This is a genomic window from Deltaproteobacteria bacterium (assembly GCA_016874755.1).
Taxonomy (GTDB): Bacteria; Desulfobacterota; Binatia; order UBA9968; family UBA9968; genus DP-20.
In genome coordinates, this window is sequence record VGTH01000034.1 from 1 (window position 1) to 26,116 (window position 26,116).

The 26,116-nt window shown below is 59.4% G+C and carries 21 protein-coding genes and 1 pseudogene; 13 read left to right on the top strand and 9 right to left on the bottom strand.

Features of this window, described 5'->3' with window-relative positions; all coding sequences use genetic code 11:
- Window positions 1-214 precede the first annotated feature (214 nt).
- Window positions 215-1,156, top strand: coding sequence for a hypothetical protein (locus tag FJ145_18735; protein MBM4263453.1), 942 nt, complete (start codon window positions 215-217; stop codon window positions 1,154-1,156).
- Window positions 1,157-1,160: 4 nt separating this feature from the next.
- Here FJ145_18735 and FJ145_18740 read toward each other — a convergent pair whose 3' ends face one another.
- Complete coding sequence (locus FJ145_18740) at window positions 1,161-2,297, bottom strand: rubrerythrin family protein (GenBank protein MBM4263454.1); 1,137 nt, start codon at window positions 2,295-2,297, stop codon at window positions 1,161-1,163.
- 78 nt (window positions 2,298-2,375) lie between these two features.
- Here FJ145_18740 and FJ145_18745 point away from each other — a divergent pair, with 78 nt between their 5' ends.
- Complete coding sequence (locus FJ145_18745) at window positions 2,376-3,584, top strand: threonine ammonia-lyase (protein MBM4263455.1); 1,209 nt, start codon at window positions 2,376-2,378, stop codon at window positions 3,582-3,584.
- A 150-nt stretch (window positions 3,585-3,734) separates the two neighbouring features.
- Here FJ145_18745 and FJ145_18750 read toward each other — a convergent pair whose 3' ends face one another.
- The 3 genes from FJ145_18750 to FJ145_18760 form a co-directional block, all read right to left on the bottom strand.
- Window positions 3,735-4,205 carry a universal stress protein gene (locus FJ145_18750; protein MBM4263456.1) on the bottom strand — a complete coding sequence of 157 codons (471 nt, stop codon included), beginning with the start codon at window positions 4,203-4,205 and terminating at the stop codon, window positions 3,735-3,737.
- 125 nt (window positions 4,206-4,330) lie between these two features.
- Complete coding sequence (locus tag FJ145_18755) at window positions 4,331-5,416, bottom strand: universal stress protein (GenBank protein ID MBM4263457.1); 1,086 nt, start codon at window positions 5,414-5,416, stop codon at window positions 4,331-4,333.
- 9 nt (window positions 5,417-5,425) lie between these two features.
- A complete protein-coding gene (locus FJ145_18760) occupies window positions 5,426-7,003 on the bottom strand; it encodes a kinase (protein MBM4263458.1) in 1,578 nt (525 codons plus the stop codon).
- A 301-nt stretch (window positions 7,004-7,304) separates the two neighbouring features.
- Here FJ145_18760 and FJ145_18765 point away from each other — a divergent pair, with 301 nt between their 5' ends.
- Complete coding sequence (locus tag FJ145_18765) at window positions 7,305-8,747, top strand: ATP-dependent DNA ligase (GenBank protein MBM4263459.1); 1,443 nt, start codon at window positions 7,305-7,307, stop codon at window positions 8,745-8,747.
- A 360-nt stretch (window positions 8,748-9,107) separates the two neighbouring features.
- Here FJ145_18765 and FJ145_18770 read toward each other — a convergent pair whose 3' ends face one another.
- Complete coding sequence (locus tag FJ145_18770; protein MBM4263460.1) at window positions 9,108-9,446, bottom strand: cupin domain-containing protein; 339 nt, start codon at window positions 9,444-9,446, stop codon at window positions 9,108-9,110.
- An 80-nt stretch (window positions 9,447-9,526) separates the two neighbouring features.
- Between FJ145_18770 and asnS the strand changes: the two genes are divergently transcribed.
- The 4 genes from asnS (at window position 9,527) to aroG (ending at window position 13,930) form a co-directional block, all read left to right on the top strand.
- Complete coding sequence (asnS, locus tag FJ145_18775) at window positions 9,527-10,918, top strand: asparagine--tRNA ligase (protein ID MBM4263461.1); 1,392 nt, start codon at window positions 9,527-9,529, stop codon at window positions 10,916-10,918.
- A gap of 163 nt (window positions 10,919-11,081) precedes the next feature.
- Window positions 11,082-12,341 (top strand): MFS transporter, encoded by a 1,260-nt coding sequence (locus tag FJ145_18780; GenBank protein MBM4263462.1) that lies wholly within the window; start codon window positions 11,082-11,084, stop codon window positions 12,339-12,341.
- Window positions 12,317-12,673: an MFS transporter gene (locus FJ145_18785; GenBank protein MBM4263463.1), complete on the top strand. Its 357-nt coding sequence runs from the start codon at window positions 12,317-12,319 to the stop codon at window positions 12,671-12,673. The genes FJ145_18780 and FJ145_18785 overlap by 25 nt, the downstream gene beginning before the upstream one ends.
- A 177-nt stretch (window positions 12,674-12,850) precedes the next feature.
- Entirely contained in the window at window positions 12,851-13,930 is a 1,080-nt protein-coding gene (gene aroG, locus FJ145_18790; GenBank protein ID MBM4263464.1) for a 3-deoxy-7-phosphoheptulonate synthase AroG, read from the top strand.
- 73 nt (window positions 13,931-14,003) lie between these two features.
- On the opposite strand, the gene FJ145_18795 is transcribed toward aroG, so the two are convergent.
- The 3 genes and pseudogenes from FJ145_18795 to FJ145_18805 form a co-directional block, all read right to left on the bottom strand.
- Window positions 14,004-14,531 carry a hypothetical protein gene (locus FJ145_18795; GenBank protein MBM4263465.1) on the bottom strand — a complete coding sequence of 176 codons (528 nt, stop codon included), beginning with the start codon at window positions 14,529-14,531 and terminating at the stop codon, window positions 14,004-14,006.
- 57 nt (window positions 14,532-14,588) lie between these two features.
- Window positions 14,589-15,610, bottom strand: a pseudogene (locus FJ145_18800) (DUF2235 domain-containing protein).
- Window positions 15,611-15,957: 347 nt separating this feature from the next.
- On the bottom strand, window positions 15,958-17,754 hold the full coding sequence (locus FJ145_18805) for a GMC family oxidoreductase (GenBank protein ID MBM4263466.1): 1,797 nt from the start codon (window positions 17,752-17,754) through the stop codon (window positions 15,958-15,960).
- Between the two features lie 17 nt (window positions 17,755-17,771).
- On the opposite strand from FJ145_18805, the gene FJ145_18810 reads away from it, so the two are divergent.
- From FJ145_18810 to FJ145_18820, 3 genes are read left to right on the top strand one after another with little or no spacing between them, the layout of a single operon-like run.
- The gene (locus FJ145_18810) at window positions 17,772-18,824 is read left to right on the top strand and encodes a hypothetical protein (protein ID MBM4263467.1); all 1,053 of its coding nucleotides are present in this window, start codon (window positions 17,772-17,774) and stop codon (window positions 18,822-18,824) included.
- 13 nt (window positions 18,825-18,837) lie between these two features.
- Entirely contained in the window at window positions 18,838-20,190 is a 1,353-nt protein-coding gene (locus FJ145_18815) for an MmgE/PrpD family protein (protein ID MBM4263468.1), read from the top strand.
- A gap of 12 nt (window positions 20,191-20,202) precedes the next feature.
- Entirely contained in the window at window positions 20,203-20,745 is a 543-nt protein-coding gene (locus FJ145_18820; protein MBM4263469.1) for a hypothetical protein, read from the top strand.
- On the opposite strand, the gene murJ is transcribed toward FJ145_18820, so the two are convergent.
- Window positions 20,649-22,289: a murein biosynthesis integral membrane protein MurJ gene (gene murJ, locus FJ145_18825; GenBank protein MBM4263470.1), complete on the bottom strand. Its 1,641-nt coding sequence runs from the start codon at window positions 22,287-22,289 to the stop codon at window positions 20,649-20,651. The genes FJ145_18820 and murJ overlap by 97 nt on opposite strands.
- Before the next feature lie 786 nt (window positions 22,290-23,075).
- Here murJ and FJ145_18830 point away from each other — a divergent pair.
- From FJ145_18830 to FJ145_18840, 3 genes are all read left to right on the top strand, one after another.
- Window positions 23,076-24,371 carry an MFS transporter gene (locus FJ145_18830; GenBank protein MBM4263471.1) on the top strand — a complete coding sequence of 432 codons (1,296 nt, stop codon included), beginning with the start codon at window positions 23,076-23,078 and terminating at the stop codon, window positions 24,369-24,371.
- Between the two features lie 68 nt (window positions 24,372-24,439).
- Window positions 24,440-25,555 carry a Rieske 2Fe-2S domain-containing protein gene (locus tag FJ145_18835; protein MBM4263472.1) on the top strand — a complete coding sequence of 372 codons (1,116 nt, stop codon included), beginning with the start codon at window positions 24,440-24,442 and terminating at the stop codon, window positions 25,553-25,555.
- A gap of 106 nt (window positions 25,556-25,661) precedes the next feature.
- Entirely contained in the window at window positions 25,662-25,946 is a 285-nt protein-coding gene (locus tag FJ145_18840; protein ID MBM4263473.1) for a hypothetical protein, read from the top strand.
- Window positions 25,947-26,116 lie beyond the last annotated feature (170 nt).

Consider the following 26,116-nt stretch of genomic DNA (forward strand, 5'->3'; position numbering starts at 1 on the left):
TTCTCTCATCGGCGTATCCTTTCCTGCCTGCGCCAACAGGCAGCCTTTCGTTTTTAGATTCGCGAAAGGGTACGCCTACCTATTTCCTATTTCCACACGCTTTGATCATAGCTCGCAAAATTTTGACACTCTTCAAGACCGCGCAAAGCTCTGCTAGAAAAGCAATGTTCATGCCTCCCCAGGTTCGACGCATGAAAGTAGCCTCAGTGTCCCAATGAAGCAATCGAAAAATAGGCTCCGGTCGGCGGCACGCAGCGCCCATCGCCGCATCGTCGGCGCCGCCGGCCGGCGCGCGCTCGCGCGGCTATGCTCAAAGGGATTTCCCGTTGTGCTGCGCGCTCCCACCGAGTTCCTGTTTACCGGTGCGGCTCCATTGCAGGCGAGCCAAATTGCCGATCGAATTGAGGCTCTGCGCGTGGAGCTCATCCGCGCCGGCAATCAAATCGTATCGGTTTACCCATCACCCGAGCCGCAGCCGGAAGGTTCCGGTCAAACCGATCAGAAACGACCGATTCCAGGAGCGATCGATCGGAGCACCCTGGCTTACATCGCCGAAGTCGCCAGTATCTCGCGCTACTGGGGCAGCTTTCTCCATCTCTGCGCCAGCAGCGCACAGGCACGGACGATTCTCGAGCTCGGGGGTTGTGCCGGAATTTCCGGCAGCTACTTGGCGTCTGCCCCCCTTTGTCAACGCTTTGTCACTGTGGAGGGATCGCCTGACCTGGCAAAGCTTGCCGGTCGCCACATAAACCAAGTTGCCGCCGGTCAGTGCGAAGTGAGAAATGCTCTCTTCGACGACGCTCTCGATGCCCTACTGCCAGGCTTTGGCACGGCCCTCGACTTCGCGTACATTGACGGCCAACACGAGCGCGCCGCAACCATTCACTATCTCAAGCGCATCACGCCGGCGCTGCATCCCGGTTCGATCGTCATTTTTGACGACGTTATGTGGAGCCGTGACATGGAATCTGCGTGGCAAGAAATCAGCGCGACCGATGGAGTCTCAGCCGCCGTGCTACTGGGGCGCCTGGGTGTGATTGTGTGGGGTCTGGCCGGGGATAAAGCGGACCACTACGATCTTTCCCGCTTCACGGCCGAATGGAAAAGAGGCAGGTTATCTGCCGAACAGTGGCGCGAAGCAAAAACGCATGCGTGAGACTTCAGCCGGTGGACACGCCGAACAACCACCCCACTCCATACGTAATCGCCGAAACCAATACGCCGATGGCAACCATGCGGCCGCCGCTGACGAGTGGGCCGCGCGCGGTGAAAATCGATACCAACGCGCCGACGCCGAACAATGCGGCGAAGCTCAAAGCAGTGCTGACCGCGACGGCCGTGCTACCGCTCGACAATAGGTAGGGTAACACCGGGATAAAAGCGCCGATCACGAATGACACGAAGGAGCTGAGCGCCGCAATCCACGGCGAGCCGAGTTCCGAAGGATCGAGCCCCAACTCTTCGCGCGCCAGCGTGTCGATGGCGGTGTGCGGGTTGGCAATGATCCGGTGCGCCAACAGCGCCGCTTCTTTTTCCGGCAAGCCCTTGGCGCGATAGATCAGCGACAGCTCTTCTTCCTCCTCCTTGGGCGACATCTCCACTTCTTGTTTTTCCATGGCGATCTGCTGCTCGAAGACTTCGCGCTGCGAGCGCACTGAGACATATTCGCCTGCCGCCATCGAAAAAGAGCCGGCCAAAAGTCCGGCGATGCCAGCGAGAATAATGTATTCCGGCTTGGCCTCGGCGCCGGCAAAGCCCATGACCAAACAAAAATTGGACAACAGACCATCGTTGACGCCGAACACCGCCGCGCGCAAACCGCCGCCGCGCGCCGTCACATGCCAGCGCTCGATGCCGGCAATCGCCTGCTGCTCGCTCATACCGCCGGCCATGGCGCGCAGCGTGCGGCTGTGGGCGCGCTCCTCGGCAGGCATGCCGACCGCTTCGGGTTGCTGCATGTAGCCCGGCTCGTCGCGCGCTTCCATGCTGCTAATAATGGGCACCACCCGACGCGTGCCGAAGCGGCGCGCCATCCAGCCCAGCATGCGCACCCGCGCCGTCGGCCGGTGCGCCGGCACCGTGCCGCCGGCGTTTTTGATCAAGCGCGCCCAGCGCTGGGCGTGGCGCTCTTCGTTTTCCGCCAGCTTCTCGAAAATCGAGACCCGCTCTTGATCCTGCTCCGCCGCCGCCATGGCGCGATACAAAGCGATGCCGTCCATCTCGACGAGATAATTTTCTCGGTAGCGCGCCACATCCGCTGCGCTAACATTCGCCGCCGTTGCCATTTCTCTTGTCATCGCATGAAGCCCTTAAGCATTCAATCGACCGGCCGCGCCTTGCATGCACCGGTTGTTTAATTCTAACGTGAGCGTCATATGGTCACCTTCGTCGACGTCGAAGAAGCGCGCGAGCGCATCAAAGAACGGATCTATCTCTCCCCGTTCGCCTACTCCGAAACCATCAGCCGCATGAGCGGCAATCGGGTGTTCTTCAAACTCGACAATTTGCAAATGACCGGCTCGTTCAAAGAACGCGGCGCTCTCAATCGGCTACTGACGCTGAATGCCGAGGAATCGCGGCGCGGCGTGATCGCCGCCAGCGCCGGCAATCACGGCATGGCTTTGGCGTTCCACAGTCAGCGGCTCGGCATCAACGCGACGATCGTCATGCCCAAACAAGCCCCGCTGATCAAAGTCAGCCGTGTGCGCCACTACGGTGCCCGCGCGCTGTTGCACGGCGCCGACTACGATGAGGCCTTCGCCGAGGCACAGCGGCTGAGCCAGGCGGAAGGTTTGACTTACATTCCCGCCTTCAACGATCCGTGGGTCGTCGCCGGCCAGGGCACCATCGGTCTTGAGCTCTACGAGCAAAACCCCGACTTGGACGCGGTCATCGTGCCGGTCGGCGGCGGCGGCCTCATCGGCGGCATCGCGCTGGTGTTAAAGACGCTCAAGCGCGATATCCGCGTCATCGGCGTGCAAGCCGAAAGCGTGCCGTCGATGCGCGTCGCGTTGCAAAGCGGCGCGCCGGTGCGCGTGCCGCCGGCACTGACCATCGCCGACGGCATCGCCGTGCGCCGCGTCGGCGAAACGCCTTTGGCCCTGGTCAAAGAATTCGTCGATGAGATCGTCACCGTCAGCGAGGGCGAGATCGCCAACGCCGTGTTGATGCTTTTGGAAATCGAAAAGACCGTCGCCGAAGGCGCCGCTGCCGTGCCGCTGGCGGCGCTGATCAACAAGAAAGTAACCCTCGACGGTAAGAACGTTGGCCTGGTGATCTCCGGCGGCAACATCGACATGAATCTGATTGCGCGCATCATCGAAAAAGGCTTGATCCAAGACGGCCGTCTGAGCCGATTTCTTGTCGTCATCCCCGATCGTCCCGGTAACTTGGCCAAGCTGACACAATCCATCGCCGCCCTCGGCGCCAACATCCTGCAAATCGGTCAGAGCCGCGGCTTCGGCGCCATCGCCCTGGGCGAAACCGAAGTCGAACTCACCCTCGAAACCACCGGCCGCGAGCAGATCGAGCAACTGCGCGACGCGCTCACGAAGGAAGGCTTCCGCATCCGATTGGATTCTTAGCTCAAGACTCTGAGAAGCAACCACGAAAGACACGAAAGTCACGAAATCAGAATGATGAATCAGTTTTCGTGTCCTTCGTGTGTTTCGTGGTTCATTTCCGAGCCCCTCCGGCTCCGCGCTCCCTATCCCTACCCTTTGCGCTTTGCCGCCCTAGGCCGCCTTCGCCGCCGCTTTCTTGCGATCGCCCGCCGGTATCACCAGCACCGGGCAAGTCGCCCGCGCGATGACCTTCTCCGCCACGCTGCCGAGGAGAATGTGGTTGAAGCCGGTGCGCCCGTGGGTCGCCATGATGATCATATCCACGCCTTCGCGTTCGGCCGCATCGACGATGTTGCTGTGCGCCGCGCCGAACTCGACGCGTTTGGTGATTTCGACAAGATTTAACTCATCGGCAAATTTCTCACTGAGAAACTTCTCCAACGCGGCAGTCTCATTCGCCAACAGATCGCGCACCGGCCCTGAATCCAGGCGCGGCGGCACCCAATCTTCGCCCAGGGGCATGACCCGATAGACCAGCACTTCGGCGCTCAACTCGCGCGCCATCTCCATGGCGTAGCGGACACCGACTGCGGATAAATCCGAGAGATCCGTCGGCGCCAGAATTTTTCTTACCTTTTTCATAGGGACCTCCTCTTCACAGCGATATTTCGATCTGCCGCGAAAGCTACGGAAATTTTCGCAAACGCTCGCGGCGAGTGTTTCTGGGATTTCCGCTTTACGCGTTTCCGTTTTCACAATTTGCCCTCTCAAGCTGCGTGCACCACCAGCACCGGATCGTCAGAGTGGCGCACGACTTTTTCAGTGACGCTGCCCAGCACCCAACGCTTCACACCCGAGCGGCCGTGGGTGCACATCGCCACCAGCGTATCGGGATGATCATGGGCGTAGCGGATGATCTCGTCGGCTCCCGCGCCCTCCACTAGGACCGCCGACACGTTGGGCAAACCGCGCCCTTTGAGCGCCGCTACTTTTTCGTCGAGATACTTGCGCGCGTCCTCTGCGACTTCTTTTTTCAGCGCGTCGTAGTTAGGCAAATAATCTTCGCTGCCGTAGTAGGCCGACGCCGGCAGCTCGTAGGCTCGGAAGAGCACCACAGACAGATTCAAAAGCTTGGCGACTTCGGTAACCACCGGCAGCACCTTCTCGGCCAACTCGGAGCCGTCCAGCGCGACGATCACCGACTTGAGCGCCGCGGCGCCGCTGCTGACGCTTTCTTCGTCGCCGGCGCGCACGAGAAACAGCGGCGTGGTCGCGCCGCGCAATACTTTTTCGGCGACGCTGCCCATGAGCCAACGGCTGACACCGGACCGGCCGTGGGTCGCCATGGTAATCAGCGTGTCCTGGTTTGCCGCGGCGCGTTCGATGATCACGTCTCCCGGGCCGCCCCGTTTCACCGTGTAGGTGACCTCGATGCCGGGGAACGTCGCGGCGATTTCTTTCAAATATTCTTTGGCGCTGTTCTCGCTTTCGGCGATCAGCACGTCTAGATAACGCGCCTTGTCGGCCGCAACATGGAGCGACATCGTCGAAAGATCGATGACTTCAAGCAGCTCGACGGGAATCTTCAGCGCCCCTCCCAAAGCGCGGGCAAACGGCAAAACTCTCTCGGCGGTTTTCGATCCGTCCAACGGCACCAGCAGTTTCTTGTACATGGGCACCTCCGATCGCTTGTCCCTAAATCTTCCTTGCGCAACTGGCATGCCAGCGAAATCGACCAAAATTCGCGCTGCTAAGAGCGATTTTTCGCAGCTCTGCGAAAATCGCTTTAGAGCTGTCGCAGAAATGAGAGAGAACGGTCGGCTTATACAAGAAATCGGAATAGACCTGAGCATCTGGCGCGGCTAATGCACGGGCGCCAGCCGCCGCTGTAAGAATTTTTCGCACTGGGTCGCGAGCTGATCCGGCGCCGCTTCGGTGTTCAGCTCCAAAAGATCCTCCGCAGACACTTCGTCGAGGCGTTCCTGGGTTTCGAGCTGCTTCTGGTAAATTTCCCAGCGGCCGTCCGAAATGTCATTGGCGGCGGCGGTTCTGGCAGCGAGACGGGCCCGGGTGACGGCCGCGCTAGCAACGCCATGGATGAAAAAGAGCGGAACCTTAAGTTTGCGCGCAAGCTGCGCCAGCTTGTCGCGCTGCTCGCGCTGGGTAAATGTCGCATCGAGAATCACGCTGCTGCCGCGGCTTAAGTATTTCTCGGCTTCACGGATCAGCTGGTTGTACGTCCTGGCGGTCATGCCCTGGCTATAGATGTCGGCAGCGAATGCTACCTGCCGCGCACCCTGTACGCCAGCCAGGTTCTTGCGCACCACATCGGAGTTGAGCACCGGCGCGCCTAAGCGCTCGCCCAGCTCGCGCGCCAAGGTCGACTTGCCGCTGCCGGTCAGGCCGCAGGCAGCAACCAGAAAGGGCGGCCCGCTCCGCCAGATTAAGCGCAGCGCATAACGCCAATAGCGCGCCGCCGTGGCAACGTCCTCAGGGCCGCGCAGGGCATGAACCTTGGCGCGCACCAGCGCGCGGTAGCATTTAAAAAACGGCAGCAGCGTCGCTTGCCCGGCGTCGTCGATCAATTCGCGGTAGCGGCTCTGCAAAGGCTCGATCAGGGCCGCACCGCCGTGCACCTCGAGATCCATCAAGAGAAAGGCCATCTCAGCCGCCAGGTCGCAGCAGCGCAGCTCGGCATCGAACTCGAGGCAATCGAAAATCTGCACCCCTTCGGGAGCGAAGCAGACATGCTCGCAGTGCAGATCGCCATGCGCATCGCGCACCCAACCGGCTTCAGCCCGGCGCACCAGCAGCTCCCCATGGCGTTGCAACAACGCGCTGCCAAAATCCGCCACGCGATCGAGCTCATGGCGTGCGATCCAGCCACCGATGAAGGGCGCCAGGTCAGCGAGATTTTCGCGCCACTGTTTTTCGACCCGCGCCCGGTAAGCGGCGCCGTCCGTGGTATGCGCCCGCGGCGCTTCTTTATGAAAGCGCGCCAACACCGCGGCCAACTCGCGCATCATTTCAACGGTGACTTGGTGGGTTTGCAGGAGAAACGGCAGCATGCGTTTTTCCGGCAAGCGGCGCATCACCAGCGCATACTCCTCCGGTTCTCCCCAACCGCCCAGGCGCCAGGCCCCATCGTCTCGACAGATCGGCATGACGCCGATATACACCGACGGCGCCAAGCGCCGGTTGAGACGCAGCTCTTCGTTAAGAAAGTATCGCCGTCTGGCCAGCGTGCCGTAGTCGAGAAAGGCGTAGCGCACATTTTTTTTGATTTTGAACACCAGATTGCCGGCAAAAAACAGATGGGAAATGTGTGTCTCTTTGTGCGTGACTTGCGCCGGCGGCTTCGGATAGAAGCCAGGCTGCATCATCGCCGCGATCAGGTCGGCCGCCGCAGCGGGACCTTCGGTATCATCGCTTTGGTTCACGCTAGCGGATAAACGCAAGACAAGTGCCAGTAGTAAAAACAAGGGATTTTCGTCCGCGGCATTCTTACGAGAAAGAAAGCCCGCAGCGCGATTACCAAAAACTGGAAATTCGGAGCAGAGCCATTAGCCGCACGGCTGAGCTGCAACCGAGTTTCTATTAAAAATCCAAGAATGCTAGACCGGCTCAGCATGAACGGACTATTTCATGAACGATTTCAACTCCGATTCCGTTCGTCCTGAGCCTGTCGAAGGACTCCGGATGGTTTTTTAGCACAATCCACCCAGACTTCTACGCGCCCCTTTGCCGATGCTAAGATACACCATGCATTTCTCGCAATTCGCCAGCCTGTGCGTCGATTTGGCCAACACTGCGAGCCGCCTCACGAAAATCAATCTCGCTGCGGATTTTCTCAAGCAACTGGCCCGCGATGAGGTTCGCACTGCCGTTGCGTTTCTCTCGGGACGACCCTTCCCGGTTTCCGATCCGCGTACGCTTGACCTTGGCCCCGCCGCTTTCGCCGAGGCCAGGGGGATTGCCGCACAGCCTAGTTCTCAGGAGGAATCACCGACTCTCAGCGAAGTTGCCGACGCCTTCGGCCGCATCGCCGGTGCCAACGGGAAAGGCTCACGCCTGGAGAAATCAAACCAGCTGCGTGCTTTGGTCGAGCGAATCAATCTCAACGATCGGGGCATTTTGTTCCGACTCCTTCATGGCGAGCTGCGCATCGGCCTGCATGACGGCTTGATTCTGGAAGCGATCGCGCGCGCCGCGGGCGCCGATCTAAAGTCGGTCCGGCGCGCCGCGTTGTTTCTAGCCGATCTCGCGGAGGTCGCCGCAATTGCGCTTTCAGAGAAAGCCGACGGATTGCAACACGTCGACATCAAGCTATTTGTGCCGCTTTTGCCGATGCTTTCCGAGTTGACGGGAGACTTGACCGAAATCCTGCGCATTCACGGCGGAACCACCGCGCTCGAATATAAATACGACGGCGCGCCTGTGCAGATTCACAAGCACGGCGACCAGGTGCGCCTGTGGAGTCGCCGTCTGACCGAAGTCACCTCCAGCTTGCCGGAAATCGTCGCGCTGATCCGCCGGATGGATCATGCCCAATCGCTGATCCTCGACGGCGAGGTGGTCGCCGTCGGCAACGACGGCCGGCCCTATCCATTTCAGGAATTAATGCGCCGCTTTCGCCGGGTGCACGGCATCGAGGCGGCCAGCAGCGACATTCCGCTTCAACTTTTCCTCTTCGATTGTCTGCTGGTGAACGGCACCTCGTTGATCGACGAAAGCTACGAATCTCGTTGGCAGAAATTATCCGAGCTAACCAGCGGCAGCCATCTCGCCACACGCACGCGCGCCACCGACGCTGCAGCGGCAGAACATTTTCTCAGCCAAGCGCTCGCAGCCGGCCACGAAGGCATCATGGCCAAGGCGCTCACCAGCCCCTACATGCCCGGCAACCGCGGCAAGCTCTGGTTCAAGATCAAGCCGGCGCAAACCATCGACTGCGTCATCGTCGCCGCCGACCGCGGCTCGGGCCGGCGCCGCGGCTGGCTGTCCAACTATCACTTGGCCGTCGCCAGAGATGACGACTTTGCCCCGGTCGGGAAAACTTTCAAAGGATTGACCGATAAACAGTTCAGCGAAATGACCGCGCGACTCCAGCAACTAAAACTCGCCGACGATGGCGACACAGTGAGCGTGACTCCCGATGTCGTCGTCGAAGTCGCCTACAACTAAATCCAAAAAAGCCCGCAGTACAGCTCCGGCTTCGCGCTGCGTTTTGCACGCATCAAGCGCATCCGCGACGATAAAGGACCGGGCCAGGCGACCAAGTTGGAAGAGTTGCGCGCGCACTACGAAAAGCAATTCGCGACAAAAAGTCGGAGGGAAGTCTAAGAGATTCTCGCGCAGAGGCGCAGAAGCTGTGAAAAATCAAATCCCCCTGTGTCCCCCTTTTTCAAAGGGGGAAGGATCCAGGTCGACTCCGAGTCCCCCTCTTTGGAAAAGAGGGGTTAGGGGAGATTTGTGGGGCGTGGGCGGAGAGGCTCCCGATTTTTGTCACAGCTCCGCAGAGGACGCAGAGAAACCTTTCGCGCCTCATGATCGCCTTCCGATAACATGCACCGCCAACCAAATCGTCTCCGCATCCGTCCGCGCCACGCGGTGGCGCGCGTGACGCGGGATGGTCAGATAATCGCCCTCGGCCATCTCGACGAGGCGTCCATCGTCGAACTCGATCACCGCGCTGCCGCGCACGACCATCACCCATTCGTCATCGTCCTGATCGTACCAAAAGCCCGGCGGGCTAGCGTGATCGTGCGAAACAATCCGCTGGATACGCCCGCAGTTAGTCTCGAACAACGTCGACAGCACCTCTGCGCCAGGAGGCACCGAGATATCTGAAAAAACACTGCGAAGGGTCCGGCCATTATCCATTTTCAATTTTCCATTATCCATTACTATGCATTATCCATTTGTCGGTTGAATCGCGCGCACGAGTCCGATACTTGAAGAATATGAGCGCACAATACGTTTCGGTCAAACAGGCCTACGGTCTCAAGGCCGGCAGCGAAATCACGCTGCGCGGTTGGGTCCGCTCGCGGCGCGACTCCAAGGGCATTACGTTTATCGAGTTGAACGACGGCTCCCGATTCAAAAGCATGCAACTAGTAGTCGACGCCGGTGTCGTCGCCGAGGACTTGCTCAAACACATCACCACCGGCAGCAGCATCGCCGCGACTGGGACCCTCGTCGACTCGCCGGCCAAAGGCCAAGCGGTGGAGCTGCGGGTTGCCTCGCTGCATCTATACGGCAGTGCCGACGCCGCGACCTACCCGCTGCAGAAAAAGGGCCACACGCTGGAATTTCTCCGCGAGATTTCCCACCTGCGCGTGCGCAGCAACACCTTCGGCGCCGCCTTTCGTTTGCGCAACGCGCTCAGCTACGCGATCCATCGCTTTTTTCAGGAGCGCGAGTTTCTCTATGTCCAGACGCCGATCATCACGACGTCGGATTGCGAAGGCGCCGGCCAGATGTTTGGCGTGACGACGCTGGATTTGCAGAAGCCACCGCTGACTCAAGACAGCAGAGTCGACTGGTCCAAGGATTTTTTTGGCAAGCCCGCGTTTCTCACCGTCAGCGGCCAACTCGAAGGGGAAATCTTCGCCATGGGCTTTTCGAAAGTTTACACCTTCGGCCCCACCTTCCGCGCCGAGAACAGTAACACGCCGCGCCATCTGGCGGAGTTTTGGATGATCGAGCCGGAGATGGCGTTCTACGAGCTCGAAGACGACATGCGCCTCGCCGAAGATTTCTTGAAATACATTATTCGCTACGTGCTCGAACAGTGCCGCGAAGATTTAGAATTTTTCAACCAGTTCATCGAAAAGACCGTGCTGACAACTCTAGAGCATGTCGCCGAATCCGACTTCGGCCACATCACCTATACCGACGCCATCGGTGAAATCAAAAAGTCGGGCAAGACCTGGGAATTTCCGGTCGACTGGGGCAGCGACCTGCAAACCGAGCATGAGCGCTTTTTGTCCGAGGAGATTTTCAAAAAACCGGTGATCGTCACCGACTATCCCAAGCACATCAAAGCCTTCTACATGCGCATGAACGACGACGGACGAACGGTTCGCGCCATGGACGTGCTGGTGCCGCGGGTCGGCGAGATCATCGGCGGCAGCCAGCGCGAAGAACGCCACGATGTTTTGCTCCAACGCATGCGCGACGCCGGTCTGGACGATAAACCCTACTGGTGGTACCTCGATCTGCGCCGCTTCGGCACCGCGCCGCACGCCGGCTTCGGCCTCGGCCTAGAACGGATAATGATGTATCTCACCGGACTGAAAAACATCCGCGACGTGATCCCCTTTCCGCGCACGCCGGGGAGCGCGGAATTTTGATTCCGCGCTGTTTTGCGCGAGGCGGCGCGTTGTCATTCTGAGCGCCAGCGAAGAATCTTCGGACACGTAGAAAACGAGATACTCCGCAGATCCCTCGGCGGACCTCGGGACGACAACAAGAATGACATTCATAAATCCCCAGAAATAGTACAGGACCATTCTTTTGTTCAATAAGCTGTCCGACCTTTTCTACGGCTGGCGCATGGTCGCGGCCACCTGCGCCCTGCGCGTCCTCGGCGCCGGCTTGCACAGCTTTGGCTTTACGATTTTTTTTCTGCCGCTTAGCCAAGAGTTGAACATCAACCGCACCGCCACTTCGCTGGCATTTTCCCTGGCGCGCGCCGAGGGCGCCGTCGAAGGGCCGATCATCGGCCACTTGCTCGACCGCTATGGGCCGCGGCCGATCATGCTCACCGCCGTGTTGCTGATGGGCTTTGGCTATCTTTTGTTCTCTCAAGTAGACAGCTACGCGACGTTTCTAATTGTCTATCTCGGGGTGATTTCGCTGGCCCACGCCGGCGGCTTCATGCATGGGCCGATGGTGTTGATCAACACCTGGTTTATTCGCCAGCGCACCCGCGCCATCACCATCAGCAGCGCCGCCTTCGGCCTGGGTGGCGTGCTGATCGCGCCGATCTTGAGCGCCATCGTCCACGCCTGGGGTTGGCGCTGGGGTGCGGCAATTGGCGGCATGACATTCTTGATCGTCGGCATCCCGCTTTGCTTGTGCATCCGCCGCTCGCCGGAAAGCATGGGGTTGTTGCCCGACGGCGATCCGGCGCCGCCCACGATCACCGACAAAGACGGCAAGGTTCAGCCTGCCAGGGCTGAGAACGACGTCACCGTGGCCCAGGCGCTGCGATCCTTTGCCTTCTGGGGCTCGGTGCTCGCGGCCGGCGTGCGCAACGGCTCCTACCATGCGATCTCCGTACATTTCATTCCCATGATGGTCTGGAAGGGCTTGAGTCAGAATGAAGCCGCCTGGCTGCTCAGTGGCTTTGCTTTCCTCGGCATGGCATCGACGTTGATTCTCGGCTGGTACGCCGACAAGTCGAACAAGCCGCGCTTCAATGCGGCCATACTGCTCGTCGCTGCGGGGTCAATGTTGATTCCGATCTTCACCGACTCGGTCTGGCTTCTGTGTTTATTTACGATTTGCTTCGCCTCGGTGGAGGCCACCTACCCGGTGGGCTGGGCGTTGGTCGGCGATCTCTTCGGCCGTACCCACTACGCCAAAATTCGCGGCTACATGACGCTATTCTACACCTGGGGCGGCGTGCTCGGCCCGGTCATCGCCGGCGCCATCTTCGACAAATGGCAAACCTACGAGCCGCTGCTCTGGGGATTGATCGCAGTCTTTCTCGTCGCCTCGGCTTTTTTTGCAAGCCTGAGTAATTCGTGGCTGCGCGCTACCGCAAGATGAAACTCACTGCGGGCGTGCGCGGCCTCATCACACTCTACACGAGCACCATGCTGGCCGGCATGTGGGCGATGGTCGTGCCGACCATTTCCGTGCTCGCCCAGTCCTTTAACATCACCCCGGGCACCGCGGCGCAACTAATCACCGCGCTTGCGGTGGGCCGCTTTGCCGGCATGCCGATCAGCGGCTGGCTGCTCGATCATTTTGGTTCGCGCACCGCGCTGATCGTCGGCCGGCGTGCCGTTTTTAGCCTACGCGCCTTTGCTGATCATCGCGGTAATTTCGCTGGCGGTGGTGGCCCACGAAACACTGAAGCGCTAAGGGCAAAGCGGTAAGCGCGTCCGTCTCTTACCTCTTACCTCTTACCTCTTACCTCTTACCTCTTACCTCTTTGCTCTTTTGCTCTTTTGCTCTTTTGCTCTTTTGCTCTTTGCCCCTTACTCCCCGCCGTTTCGATTTTCTCGCGATTTGCGCTATGATCTCGCCTTAACCAAATTTACGGCCAGATTTTTATGAAACCGAACACCGACGATCTGCGGATCAAGGAAATTAAGGAGCTCCTCACACCGTCGACGCTGCTGGGCGATTTTCCCATCACCGACAAAGCGGCGCGCACGGTCTATGAAACCCGCCAGGCGATTCATCGCATTTTGCACGGCGCCGACGATCGCCTGCTCGTGATTATGGGACCCTGTTCGATTCACGACGTCAAAGCGGCGAAGGAATACGCCGGCAAGCTCAAAGAGGCGCGCGACCGGCTGGCGGCCGATCTGTTGATCATGATGCGCGTCTACTTTGAAAAACCGCGTACTACTGTGGGCTGGAAGGGCCTGATCAACGACCCCAATCTCGACGGCAGCTTTCAAATCAACGACGGCCTGCGCGTCGGCCGGCAGTTATTGCTCGAATTGAATGAAAGCGACGTGCCCGCCGGCATCGAGTTTCTCGACATGATCACGCCGCAGTACATCGCCGACCTGGTCTCCTGGGGCGCCATCGGCGCGCGCACCACCGAGAGTCAGGTGCATCGCGAGTTGGCTTCGGGCTTGTCCTGTCCGGTGGGATTTAAAAACGGCACCGACGGCAACGTGCGCATTGCGCTGGACGCGATTCGAGCGGCCCAGGCACCGCATCATTTTTTGTCGGTCACCAAGGCCGGCAAGTCGGCCATCGTTTCGACGACCGGAAATGAGGACTGCCATGTCATCCTGCGCGGCGGCAAACAACCCAATTACGATGCCACCAACGTCACCGCCGCGGCGAAAAGTCTAGCCGAAGCCGGCATCCCGGCGCGCATCATGATCGACTGCAGCCACGGCAACAGCGGCAAAGAACCGGCCAAACAAGCGGCCGTCGGCCATGACGTGGCGAAGCAAATCGCCGAAGGCGATGCGCGCATCTTCGGCATCATGGTCGAGAGCCACCTGAAAGCCGGCAGGCAGGATTTGATCCCAGGCAAAGCGCTGGTCTACGGCCAAAGCATCACCGACGCCTGCATCGGCTGGGACGACACCCGCACCCTCGTCGACGCGCTGGCCGAAGCCGTGCGCAAGCGCCGGCTGAAGGCCGCCGAAAACGGCGATGCGGAATAGGCCGAGTCCTAAGATTCTCTCGCGCAGGGGCGCAGAGCACGCAGAGTTCGGAAGATTTTGGTAGGGGCGCGATTTATCGCGCCCGCTTCTCGCCGCGCTCCCACACCACCATCGCAGCGTTCAGAACGCGCGCCGCTTTCTTCGCATCGTAGTCGTGCGGAATATGCACGAACCCGTAGCGCGTCGACAAGCGTTTTTTCCTGATCAAGTCCAACATCACATACATCGAGAAATTACAGACGTAATCGCCCGCAAAGCGCGAGCGCCGTCCACTGCGGCCCAGCGCAGGACGCAAAGTTGTCGGCAACTGCGCTTCCTTGTTGCGCACAATCGACTTCGGCTTTTCGGTCTTGCGCTGGCGCCGCGCATTCACGGCGCGCGTTTCGACCCGTAGGAGCCGCCCGCGCCCGCATTGTCCCAAACCAAGAACGATATCCGGCTGATGTTGCTCAACCGCCGCGATGAATTGCGCCCAGTGAAAACGCACCGGGAAAACAATCTTCTTCAGGCCGCGCCGCGCCGGCAGCGCCCGCAACACATGTTTGGTGACGTTGTCACGAAACTGCCGATAGGGACCAAAGCCATAAATCAAAATTCGCACTTTTCCCGCCTCTTCCTCTCCAGCTCCCCATCAGAACTATTGCCTACTGCCTGTTGCCTACGGCACTTTCGGCAATCCATCGTTCTGCGGCTCGTATTCGCGATCTTCCTTGCGCCGTTTCTGCACCGTTTCGTCGAGCACCTCATGGCCGAACTTGGTCGCGCCGAACTTGCGGTAGTGGCGCGCATTGCGTTTGGCGTAAATGCCTTTGAGAAACTGCGCGTAGGAGTCAGCGTATTCACCGAGATAGTTTTGCGCTCCCACGTTGACGCGCTTGAGACCAAGCCCGAGGTTACTGGCCTTGTCCTGCATCCACGCAAGCGCCATGTCCGACAGCCGCCGGTCGGCGTAACCGCCACCGACGTCGCAGTGAGCGCCGACAAACCAACGCTGCTCCATTTTTTGCTCGGGCTCTGTCTTGGGGTTCCACAGGCAGACTTGGAAATCGAGCCGATGCTCATCGATGGCCACCGCGTGATAGGCATTCTCGACAATTTTCGACAGTTGGGTGTCGTGAAATTCGTAGTATTTTGCGTTCACCATGTTGAGAATCTGAATCGGAATACCCAGAGCACCGACGGTATCCCAAACGCCGACGAATTTAATCTTGACATCCCGTGAGAACATCGACTTGAAAAACTTCGCCGCGGAAGAATCCGGCCCGTCGTCGCGGGTGCGATAAATGCCGTAAGCAACCGCCGTGCTGGTGCCCAGAAAACTGCTTTTGATCAGCCCGCAGTTGCGAATCATGCCGACTAAGCTGCGCGCCGTGTAGGCGCCGCGGCTAAAGCCAAGCACATACACTTCATCACCGTTCTCGTAGTTCTTGGCGATAAAGTCGTAGCCCTGCATGATGTTCAACTCGAGGCCAAGCCCAATGGTGCCCCAAGAAACTTGTCATACCATTTGCTGCCAACCCCCTCATCATACCATTTGAGCTGCGCCGCGCCGTCGGTGCCTCGGTCCGCCAGCGACTCGTAAAAACGACGGACGTTGGTCTCAACCTGTTTATCGGCCGGTAAATTCTCATCCGCCGGCTTATTCCACGTGCCATCAAAGCACACGACGATGCGTTTCATGAGAATACCTCCCTGTAATGCTAGGTTTCAGATCAAAATCGCGCAGCCCAGGCCCTGCTGTCAATCACTGCTCGACAAAATTTGCGGTCAACCGCTGGTGGGTGCAGCCTTCTTGCACAAGCTTCCACGTAAAGCTGGAGAATGAGAGTCTGGTTGGGTGTCGCTACCGGACACTAAACAAAATTCCCATCACGCATATTGTAGACTTTCTTAAACTTTTCCACGGCCTTGGGATCGTGGCTCGCCATGATTGCGGTTTTGCCGTGCTCTTCCGCGAGGAGAGAAATAGCGTGTGAACCGCGCCAGAAATAAGCCTTAAGGCGGAGCAAGTTTGTGCGCGTCGCGCGCTAGTCAAACCATTGCTTCTGTTTAAGCACGAATTCCGCGGTGCGATAGGCCAGCGCCGCCACGGTCGCCGTCGGCGGATAGCCGGCCATGCTGGGAAACACCGATGCACCGACGATGAACAAGTTAGGCACGTCGTGAGTCTGGCAAAATTCGTTTACCACGGAATTCTTCGGATCGGCGCCCATGCGTGTGGCGCCGGCCCAGCGGTTCGGCCGGCCTTTCTCCTCGGTCCAGACTTTGCTCGCGCCGGTCGCTTTCATGATTCTCTCGCCGACCCCGGCCATGTATTTCTGCAGTCGCAGCTCGTTTTGATGGAAATCGAACGTCACACGCGGCAGCGCGATGCCCCAACGGTCTGTCTGGCGCGGGTCGAGATCGACGCGGTTATCTCGATGCGGCAAGGTTTCCGGCTGCATGTTCAAGTCCATGGTCCGCGTGTAGTAGTGCGTATAATATTTCTTGAACTCTTCGCCCCAGGCCGGCACATCGGGCGGTAGGACATCGAAGCGCGTGGCCGGCGTGCCGTCGCCGCTGGTGCCGATCGTGCCGCCGCGGATAAACCCCAAGCCGGTGTGATCGAAATTGTTGCCGTTGAAATCGTCGATGCGCATCGCCGCCGAGCCGGGGCCGATGAAGCCATTGATGATGTAATCGTCAAAGGCCGCCATGGCGCGCACGTCGCCGTGGGCGAGAATGTTGCGGCCGACGTAGCCGCTTGTATTCGCCAACCCTTTAGCAAAACGCTTGTGGTCAGTTTTCGACAACAACAACAAACGCACCGACTCGAAAACAAACGCGCTTAAGATAACCACGCGCGCCCGCTGTTCGTGCGCGCGTCCAGCGGGGTCGAAGTAGCGCACGCCGGTCGCGTTTCCCTTGTCGTCACTCAGGAGGTGAAAGACTTTGCTGTTAGCGTGCAGCGCGAAATTGCCGGTCTGCTGCGCCACCGGAACCACCGTGTAAAGCGAAGCCGATTTAGCATGCACGTGACAGCCATAAAAATTGCAGTGGCCGCAGTAGACGCAGGCCGGCCGCTCAGGCATGCGCGTGTCATACGGCTGCGGTGGCCGATACGCTTGCGAGAGGATGCCTGCGGCAGTGTCGTACGGATGATAACCAAGCTTGCGGCATGCCTCGGCGAAGATCTCCATTTTCGCGCTATGGCGCAGCGGCGGCACCGGGAAGTCGCGCTGGCGCGGGCCGGCAAAGGGATTTTTCCCGCCCGTGCCAGAGATGCCGAACTCCCACTCGAATTTTTCGTAATAGGGCTCAAGATCGTCGTAGCTGAGCGGCCAATCGATAATGTCGTAGCCGGTCAAGTCGGCCTTGGCGCGCTCGGCATTGCCGCTGGCGATTTCATTGGTATGCAGTTTAAAGTCGCCCGGCATGTAGCGCGACGACTGCCCAGTCCAATGCAGCAGCGCGCCGCCCAAGACATTTAACGGGCTGGTGCGATATTGGATGCGCGCCTTGTCGCCCGGTTTCTTGCGCGTCGTCGTCGGCTCGTGTTTCGACCAGTCGGACAACTCGGGGCGAATGAGAAATTTAACCGCGTCGCGCGGTGCGTAATCTTCCAACGTTGGCACCGGGCCGCGCTCGAAACCCACCACTTTCAGTCCGGCTGAAGCGAGCTCTTTTGCCAAGATACCGCCGAGCCCGCCTACGCCAACGATACACACATCCGCAATCGTATTTGCCACGCTGCAATACTCCCCAATAGAAATCCTGTTCTTGATAGCAGAGTTGCCCCGCAAAAAGGAAGAAGAAAGAAGTTGTTTGACAGGAACAACGGTCATCGCATAGCCTGCCGCTCGTGATCAAACCGCGCAGGAACATTTCGTTTTTCATATTGGTGATTCTGCTGGGTGTTGGCCGTCCTGCGTTCGCACAGGGATCCGGCGAATCGTTCTTCAAAGGCAAAACACTGCGCTTCATCGCCGGCTCGGCGCCGGGGAATTTTTACGACTCCTGGGCGCGGCTGATCGCCCGCTACTGGGGCAAATACATTCCCGGCAATCCCAATGTGATCGTGCAAAACATGCCCGGCGCGGGCTCGATCACCGCCGTCAATTACATCTACAACGTGGCCAAACCGGATGGCCTCACGGTGGTGCTGCCCAACAACAGCATCTATATCGAGCAGTTAGTGGGCCGGCGCGAGGCGCAATTCGACTTGCGCAAATTTCACTGGCTCGGCTCGGCGTCGCAGGACTCGATCATCCTCTACATGCGCGCCGACATCGGCATCAAATCCATCGCCGATATCGTCAAAGCCAAACAGCCGCCGAGCTGCGGCGGCAGCGGCACGACCAGCTCGGACTACATCATCGCGCGCATCTTAGAGCTCACCGTCGGCGCGAAAATCAATTCGGTATCGGGCTATCAAGGCGGCAGCGACGCCGACCTGGCCGTCGAAAAAGGCGAGATCGTTTGCCGCGCCCATACGCTGGCGTCGCACTTCGGCCGCGAGCCGTTCAACGGCTGGCACAAAAAGGGCTTCGACCTGCACTTACTCCAGTCCGGCCGCAAGCGCGACCCGCGCGCCGCGGACGCGCCGACGGTCTATGAAATTCTCGACGAGTTCAAAGTGCCCGCCAACAAGCGGCGCGTCGCTCAAGCGCTGCTCTCGGGCGGTGAGTTCGGCCGCCCCGTGCTGGCAACCCCCGGCACACCGGCCGATCGCGTCCGCATGCTGCGCGAAAGTTTTCGTGCCGTGTTGAAAGATGCGGAACTCTTGGCCGAGGCCAAGCGCGCCCGCATGGACGTCGACTACACTTCCGGCGAAGAGCTGGAAGCGCTGCTCAAAGACGTGTTGAACCAGCCTGCCGAAGTGGTCGAGCAGGCAAAGAAGATTCTCGGCAGCTGAATGGGAGGCAACCATGGACGTCACCGCCAAACTCGCGCAATTCGCCGTTAATACAAGATACGATGCCCTGCCCGCGCAGGCGATCAAAACGGCCAAGGTCGCGATTCGCGATTGCCTTGGCGTCGCGCTGGCCGGCAGCAAAGAGGAAGATGCGAAAATCGCCGCGCACGTTGCGCGCGAAGAACAGGCCAAAGAAGAGACCACGGTGATCGGCAACAACTTCAAGTCATCGGCGCTCAATGCCGCCCTCGCCAACGGCACGGCGGCCCATGCCATGGACTACGACCACAGCTTCACGTTGATGGGCCAACCCACTGCGCCGATTATTCCGGCCACGTTCGCGCTCGGCGAAGCCCTTGGCGCGAGCGGCCGGCAAATCATCGAAGCCTATGCCATCGGCTACGAAGTGACGGCCAAGCTGGTCCACTCGCTGCGCGATTCGACCCATGAAGGTTGGCATGGGCCGTCGAGCTTGGGCGCCTTCGGCGCGGCGGCATCCTGCGCCAAGCTCCTCGGCCTCGACGAGGCGCGCACGCAGATGGCGCTCGGCATCACCGCCTCGCTGGCCAGCGGCGTGGTGGCCAACTTCGGCACCATGACCAAACCGCTCCACGTCGGCCACGGCGCGCGCAACGGCGTGCTCGCCGCCAAGCTTGCCCAAGCGGGATTTACCGCCAACAACGCGGCCATCGAACATGCGGTCGGCTATTACAACGTTCATCATGGCGGCACCCCGGTCAACGAAGCGGCCATCGGCGAGCTCGGCCGCTCGTGGGCTTTGCTCAGCGACGGCCTGCGCATCAAACCCTACCCCTGCGGCGGCTTGACCCATCAAGTCATCGATTCGATCTTGGAGTTCCGCGGCAAGCACAATCTCACGCCGGACGTGGTCGAGAGCGTCAAAGTCGACGTCGTCAAACACACCTTCGATCGCATCGCCTTTCGCGTGCCGCAAAACGGCATTCAAGGAAAATTCTGCATGCCTTACCTGGTTGCCCGCGCGTTGATCGACGGCAAGGTTTCCTTGCATGCGTTCACCGACCAAGCGGTGCGCGACCCGAAGATTTTGGCCTTCGCCGAAAAAGTTGAGATGAATCTCGACACCGCACTCAAGAAAACCGACGCCGGCGGCCGCCCCTGCCGCGTCACCGTGCAACTAAAAAATGGCCAAACCTACACGCGCGAAGCACAGCACGCCAAAGGCAGCCCGGAATTTCCCATGAGCGAGGAAGAACTGCGCGGCAAGTTTACCGAGTGTGCCCGGGAGACAGTGAGCGATGCCACGGCGCAACAGCTGCTGGACAATATTGCACGGCTGGAGACGCTGGCGAGCGTCAAGCCAGTGTGCGAAATGCTGCGGACATAGATCATAGCTCAGATGATGCCACAAGGACGGAGCGGAACTTACATTGTCCGATTTAGTAAGGCCGCCGCGCAGCGTGTCTTCGCCAAATATATGCGCACCAACGATCCCCAAGTCTTGGAGACTTCTTACGCGAACTACGTCAAGACAATTCCGCGCAAGCCGGGCTTCACGCCGAAGGGAATTCAGTTCATGCTCGACATGTTGGCGCCACAGATGCCGCAGGCGAAGACAGCCAAAGTGGCGCAATTCATGGAACCGAGCCTAGTGAACGAGCTCGAAAAAGAAGGCTTCTTCGTCGAGATGGCCAAGCGCTACCCAGAGCGCTGGCCTCATAGGCTGCCAAAAACTCCTACGGATGCTTCGATTCAGCATGAACGGATTCTTCCTAACGGCTTCAACCTCCCGTCCCATCGTCCTGAGCTCAGTCGCAGGGCTCCACAGAGTTTTTCCGCCGTCCGCTATTTTTTGCGCTTAAGCCGCCGCAGCACGCGGCCGCCGATCGCCTGCGCTGCTTCATCGAGCTCGGAAATTTTCAGCGCCCGGCAGGAAAAATAGAAAGCCACGGTCGCCAGGCCGATGGCGCCGAGCACTTGGACCAGGCGCGCCGCCAAGCGCGGCAGCGCCAGCTCGCCAAGGGCCGTGCTCGCCAGCCAAGCGACCACGCCCATGACCACGCTCGCTGCGACGATGCGCAGCCCCTTCGCCAGGAGCTCGCCGCCGCCGAGATGCCTCAGCCGGCGGCGTAGCAAAATCGCCAACAACAGAAAATTGACCAGTGCCACCGCCGAGGTCGACAGCGCCAAACCGACATGGCCGAAGCGCTGGACCAACAGTGAATTCATCACATAGTTCACCACGATCGATCCCAGGCTAATGAGCATCGGCGTGCGCGCGTCGCCGAGCGCGTAGAATGCCGGCGACAAAACTTTTACCGCGGCGTAACCGGCGAGCCCGACGGCATAGGCCGCCAAGGCGTTGCCGGATTGCACGGTATCAAACGCGGTGAACTTGCCGTGCTCGAAGATCAGCGCAACGATCGGCTTGCCGAGAATCGCCAGACCGAGAGCGGAGGGAATACACAGCACGAAAATCAACACCAGCGCGTGAGTCAAAGTCTTGCGAAAGTCATCGTGGTCGTCGCGCGCCGTGCTGCGCGAAAGCTGCGGCAACGCCGCCGTGGCCACCGCGACCCCGAAGACGCCGATGGGAAATTGCATGAAGCGAAACGCATAGTTCAGCCACGAGACCGGACCGTTCATCACCGCCCCGGTAGCCGGGTCAACGATGGCGGAGGCAAAATTGGTGTTGACGAACACATTGATCTGCACCGCCGCCGTGCCGATGACGGCCGGTCCCATCAAGCCGATCACTTGCCGCACGCCCGGATCGCTGAATTGAAACGCCGGCCGGTAGCGAAAGCCCGCGCGCCACAGACTCGGCCACTGCACCGCCAACTGTAAGAAACCCCCGAGCAACGTGCCGCACGCCATGCCGGCAATCGGGCTCAGGCCGATATAAGGGCCAAGCACAAAGCCCAGACCTAGACCACCGACAATCGAGCCGATGTTGAAAAACGCCGACGCCAGCGCCGGCACGCCAAAGACATTGACGGCGTTCAGCACGCCCATCGCTTGGGCGGCCAGCGCGACCATCAAGAGAAACGGAATCATCACCCGCGTCAGCGTAATCGTCAGCTCGGCTTTGCCGGGTATCGCGAAAAAACCCGGCGCGAGAATGTGCACGATGGTCGGCGCGTACCACCATGCCGCGATCGAGATTAGCGCGATCACCAGCACGATCAGCGTGGCGACGCGATGAAACAACTGCACCGCCGCGGCCTTGCCGCGGGTTTCCAAGGTTTGCGAAAAAGTCGTGACAAACGCTGAAGAGAGCGCGCCTTCGGCAAACAGATCGCGCAGCAGATTGGGAATGCGAAAGGCGGTGAGAAAGGCGTCGTACTGAAGCCCGGCGCCAAAGAAGATCGCAAAGACCTGGTCGCGCACCAAGCCCAAGACGCGGCTGGTCATCACCGCGAGGCTGACGATGCCCGCGTGGCGCGCGACGTTGGCGCGCGCTTGCTCCGAAGATTCCTGGTTCATTCTTATGGAGAGCTACTTTTTAAGGGTTAGCACGAAAAGCCCTGCCCGTCGACGCAGACGAGCAACAGCTAACGACATTGTAAACTTGCTGAACAGACTGCTCGTCGGCGGTCCGCCGTGCCCCTTCCCGACGACTCTTTTTTGCTACTGCGTTGACCATTCCCTCCCAAACCATTCGGTCGATGCGACTTCACTCATTCTTTGGCGAGTCGCCCATTACGCATAGCGAGCGATTTGTATAGGTCGCTTACATTTGAGATAAGCTCAATTAAGCGTTCGATCTAGCGCCATTTTTTATTTCTCGCAAACCACCCCGCAACAGTGGTTGTCAATCAGATTTACACTTCTCATCCCTGCCAACGATCTAAATCGTCTGAATGTCAATGTTTTGTTTTTGGCCTCGCGATTGCTCTTAGACCGGGCAAGCCGTTCGACATGAGCGGCGGTGACTCAATACTACATGGGTGATTGTGCCGATCCCCTCCCCTACCGAGTTCCTTCTGCGGCACTGGCTATGCGTTGCGGCTCGACTCCTGTCTGAACCGAAAACGCAAACGAGACACTGCCCTGTTTCGTGCCAGGAAGGAGCCCTACCCTCTCTTCCGAAAACAGCCGTTCCAATCGTTCAAACCATTCCAGCCGTTCATGCCGCCAGACACTCGCACATTGCATAGCCAAATCTTACGTGCACAGAATTGCCCCAAGTGCTCACGGTTTGAACGGCTTGAACGGAACGCTGTGATTGAACGGTTTGAACTAATAGAGGTTTTCCCATAACTCGTTAATGTGGCAGTTTCGTCGGTCGCGCACCAAACATCTCACCCGAGATTCTTTTACGGTTGGTACATCGTCGGTGTCGGCATTCTCGTTAACATCGCCGGCACCTTCGCCTTTTCCAGCACGTTGAGCATTTTTCTCAAGCCGATCACCGAGGAGCTCGGCGTTTCGCGCGGCGCATTTTCGCTGATCCGCACTTTTGAAATCGGCGTCGCCGCCTTCGTCGTGCCGCTGCTCGGCCCGTGGATCGATCGCCACGGCGGCCGCGGCGTGCTCGTGCTCGGCGTGTTGATGGAAGGCGCCGGTATGCTGCTGTCGAGCCTGGTGCAGGAGTTCTGGCAGTTTGTCCTGGTGCGCTGCTCGCTGGTGATCGCCGGCGAAGCGCTGCTCGGCTCGCTGGTCATCAACGTCACCATCGCGCAGTGGTTCGTGCGCAAGCGCGGCCGCGCCATAGGCATCGCCAACCTCGGCACCGGGATCGCCAAGCTCAGTATTCCGATCGCCGCGGCATCGCTCTTCGTGCTGGTCGGTTGGCGCTCTACCTGGGCGATCTTTGGCATCGTCGCGCCGTTGCTGGTGGTCGCACCGGCGCTGATCTTCATGCGCCGGCGGCCGGAAGACATGGGCCTGCGCCCCGACGGCGATCCGCCCACTGCGCCCCACAACCAGACCAAGATCGGTTCCGATGCGCGATCGTCCAGAACCGAGCGAGTATCGAATGAAAGAACTTGGACGCGCGCGCAAGCAGCGCGTCTACCAACTTTCTGGGTGCTCGTCATCACCTTTGGCATCGCCAGCGTCGGCATTGCCGGGCTCAATCTGCACATTTTTTCGTATATTACGGACGTCGGCTACTCGCCGGTGGTGGCGGCGTCTTTCATGAGTACGATCGCCTTCACCCAGTTGGGCTCGACGCTGGTTTGGGGCTGGCTCGCCGACAAGTTCGATATTCGCAAAGTCTCCTGCGCGCAGTTTTTAATACAGGGCACCGGACTGATCATCGCGATCACCAGCCGGCAAACTTATCTCACCTACGTCGGTTTTTTTCTCTACGGCACCGGTTTGGCGGGCAGTTTCGTTTTGCGCGAAGTTATCTGGGCCAACTTCTTCGGCCGCGCCTCGCTCGGCACGGTGCGCGGCCTATCGCTGTTTTTCTCCCACTTGTTCGCCGCCAGCGGCGCGCCGTTTTTCGGTTTTCTCCACGACCGCACCGGCAGCTACGATCTATCGTTTACGATTTTTACCTGCGCGCTGTTTACGTCGGCGTTTCTCGTCCTGTTAGCACGAAGACCGGTGCGTGCGTGATCGAGCGCTAGCCGTGACGCTTGCGCTGTGGCATACTCCGGGCCACTCAATCTACGGAGACATCTGTCATGCTGACCGTCGAAGAAAACGAACGACTCACCCGCGTCGGTCCCGGCACTCCTGCTGGCGAAATGCTACGCCGTTACTGGTGGCCCACCGGGTTTTCTGAGGAGATCAAAGCTAAAGACCGCCCCAAACGTGTGCAACTGCTCAACGAGGATCTCATCCTGTTTCGCAACGGCGCAGGGCAAGTCGGGCTGCTCGGCATTCGCTGCGCGCACCGTGGCACCTCGCTCGAATTCGGCCGGGTCGAAGACAAAGGCTTGCGTTGCTGTTATCACGGCTGGCTTTATGCGCCCGACGGCAGATGTCTGGACCAGCCGGCGGAGCCGGAAGGCAGCACGTTTCACGAACGGGTGCGGCAAAAGTGGTATCCCGCCGAAGAACTCGGCGGCCTGATTTTTACCTATCTCGGCCCGCAGCCGGCGCCGCTCCTGCCGCGCTACGACTTGCTGGTCCGTCAAGATGGCGCCCGCGTCGTCGGCGCCGGCGAAGAGTATTGCAACTGGCTGCAGCGCGCCGAAAATTCCGTCGACCAATCGCATTTGACCGTGCTGCACGCGAGCGTCTATCCGCACCTGGCGCTCAAGCGCCCCAAACTCGATTGGCAGAAAACTTGGTACGGCATCCGCATCGAAACCCAGATCTCGTCGGCCGGCGCCCCGAAGATTTCCCACTGGCTATTTCCCGCGCACACCCGTCACACCACAGCGCGCAAGGGCGAAAAACCCGATCACGCGCTGCGTTTCCGGGTGCCGACCAACGACACCAAGACCACCACCGTGTGGGTTAAGTTCTATCCGCAAGACCCCCCGGGTCTCACCACCAAAGGGCTCAAGAAGCGCGAGCCGGGCATTTACAACCGCATCGACGATGATTGGTGGGGCATCCCCTCGCACGAGCAGGATACTGTTGCTCAGGAAAGTCAGGGCGATATTTTCGACCGCTCCCAAGAACACCTCGGCGCGTCTGACCGCGGCTTGATCATGATGCGCGAAATCATGAATGACTCCATCGACGGCATCAAGCTCGGCAAAGATCCTGTGGGCGTCATCCGCGATCCGTCGCAAAATGAGATGATCACTTTCGATGCCAGCATGGCGGAAATCGACGCATTGGGTTAACCGCGGCAATATTGAGAACCCTCGCGCGTTACGAAAGTCGCGTTTCAGGCACCACGGACGGGCACCATGTTTTTGCGCAGCTTCGGGCAACAAGGAGCATGGCACAATGAAACATACCATCTCGATCCTAATTGCCTGGATTTTATGGATTCACACCCAAGCGCCCAAAACCGATAGTTGGACGCAGATCAGCGGCTTTGTCGGAGAAAAGCAGTGCATTGAAAACCTCGACGAAAAGCTTGGCACTTGGAAGGCCTTCAAAGACGCGCGCTTTAACGGCAACTCGGTAACTTTTGCAGGCAGCAAAACCACCGTGACTTATCTGTGCCTGCCAGAGAATGAAGCACCGCGCAAAGCTGAAGCGAGAAAGCGTCCGCCGGCAAAAAGATAATCAAAGGAAATTCATGTTGCTATCAACAGTCGTTCGCTCATGCCTCATCATCACGCTGCTTGCCGTATCCCACCGTCGTGCAAGCGCGGCGCGAGGGTTTCCGCGAAATGCTCGACATCGCGTCCCTAGGCATGCCCTACGCGTCCTCGGGAATCGGCGTCCTGCAACAA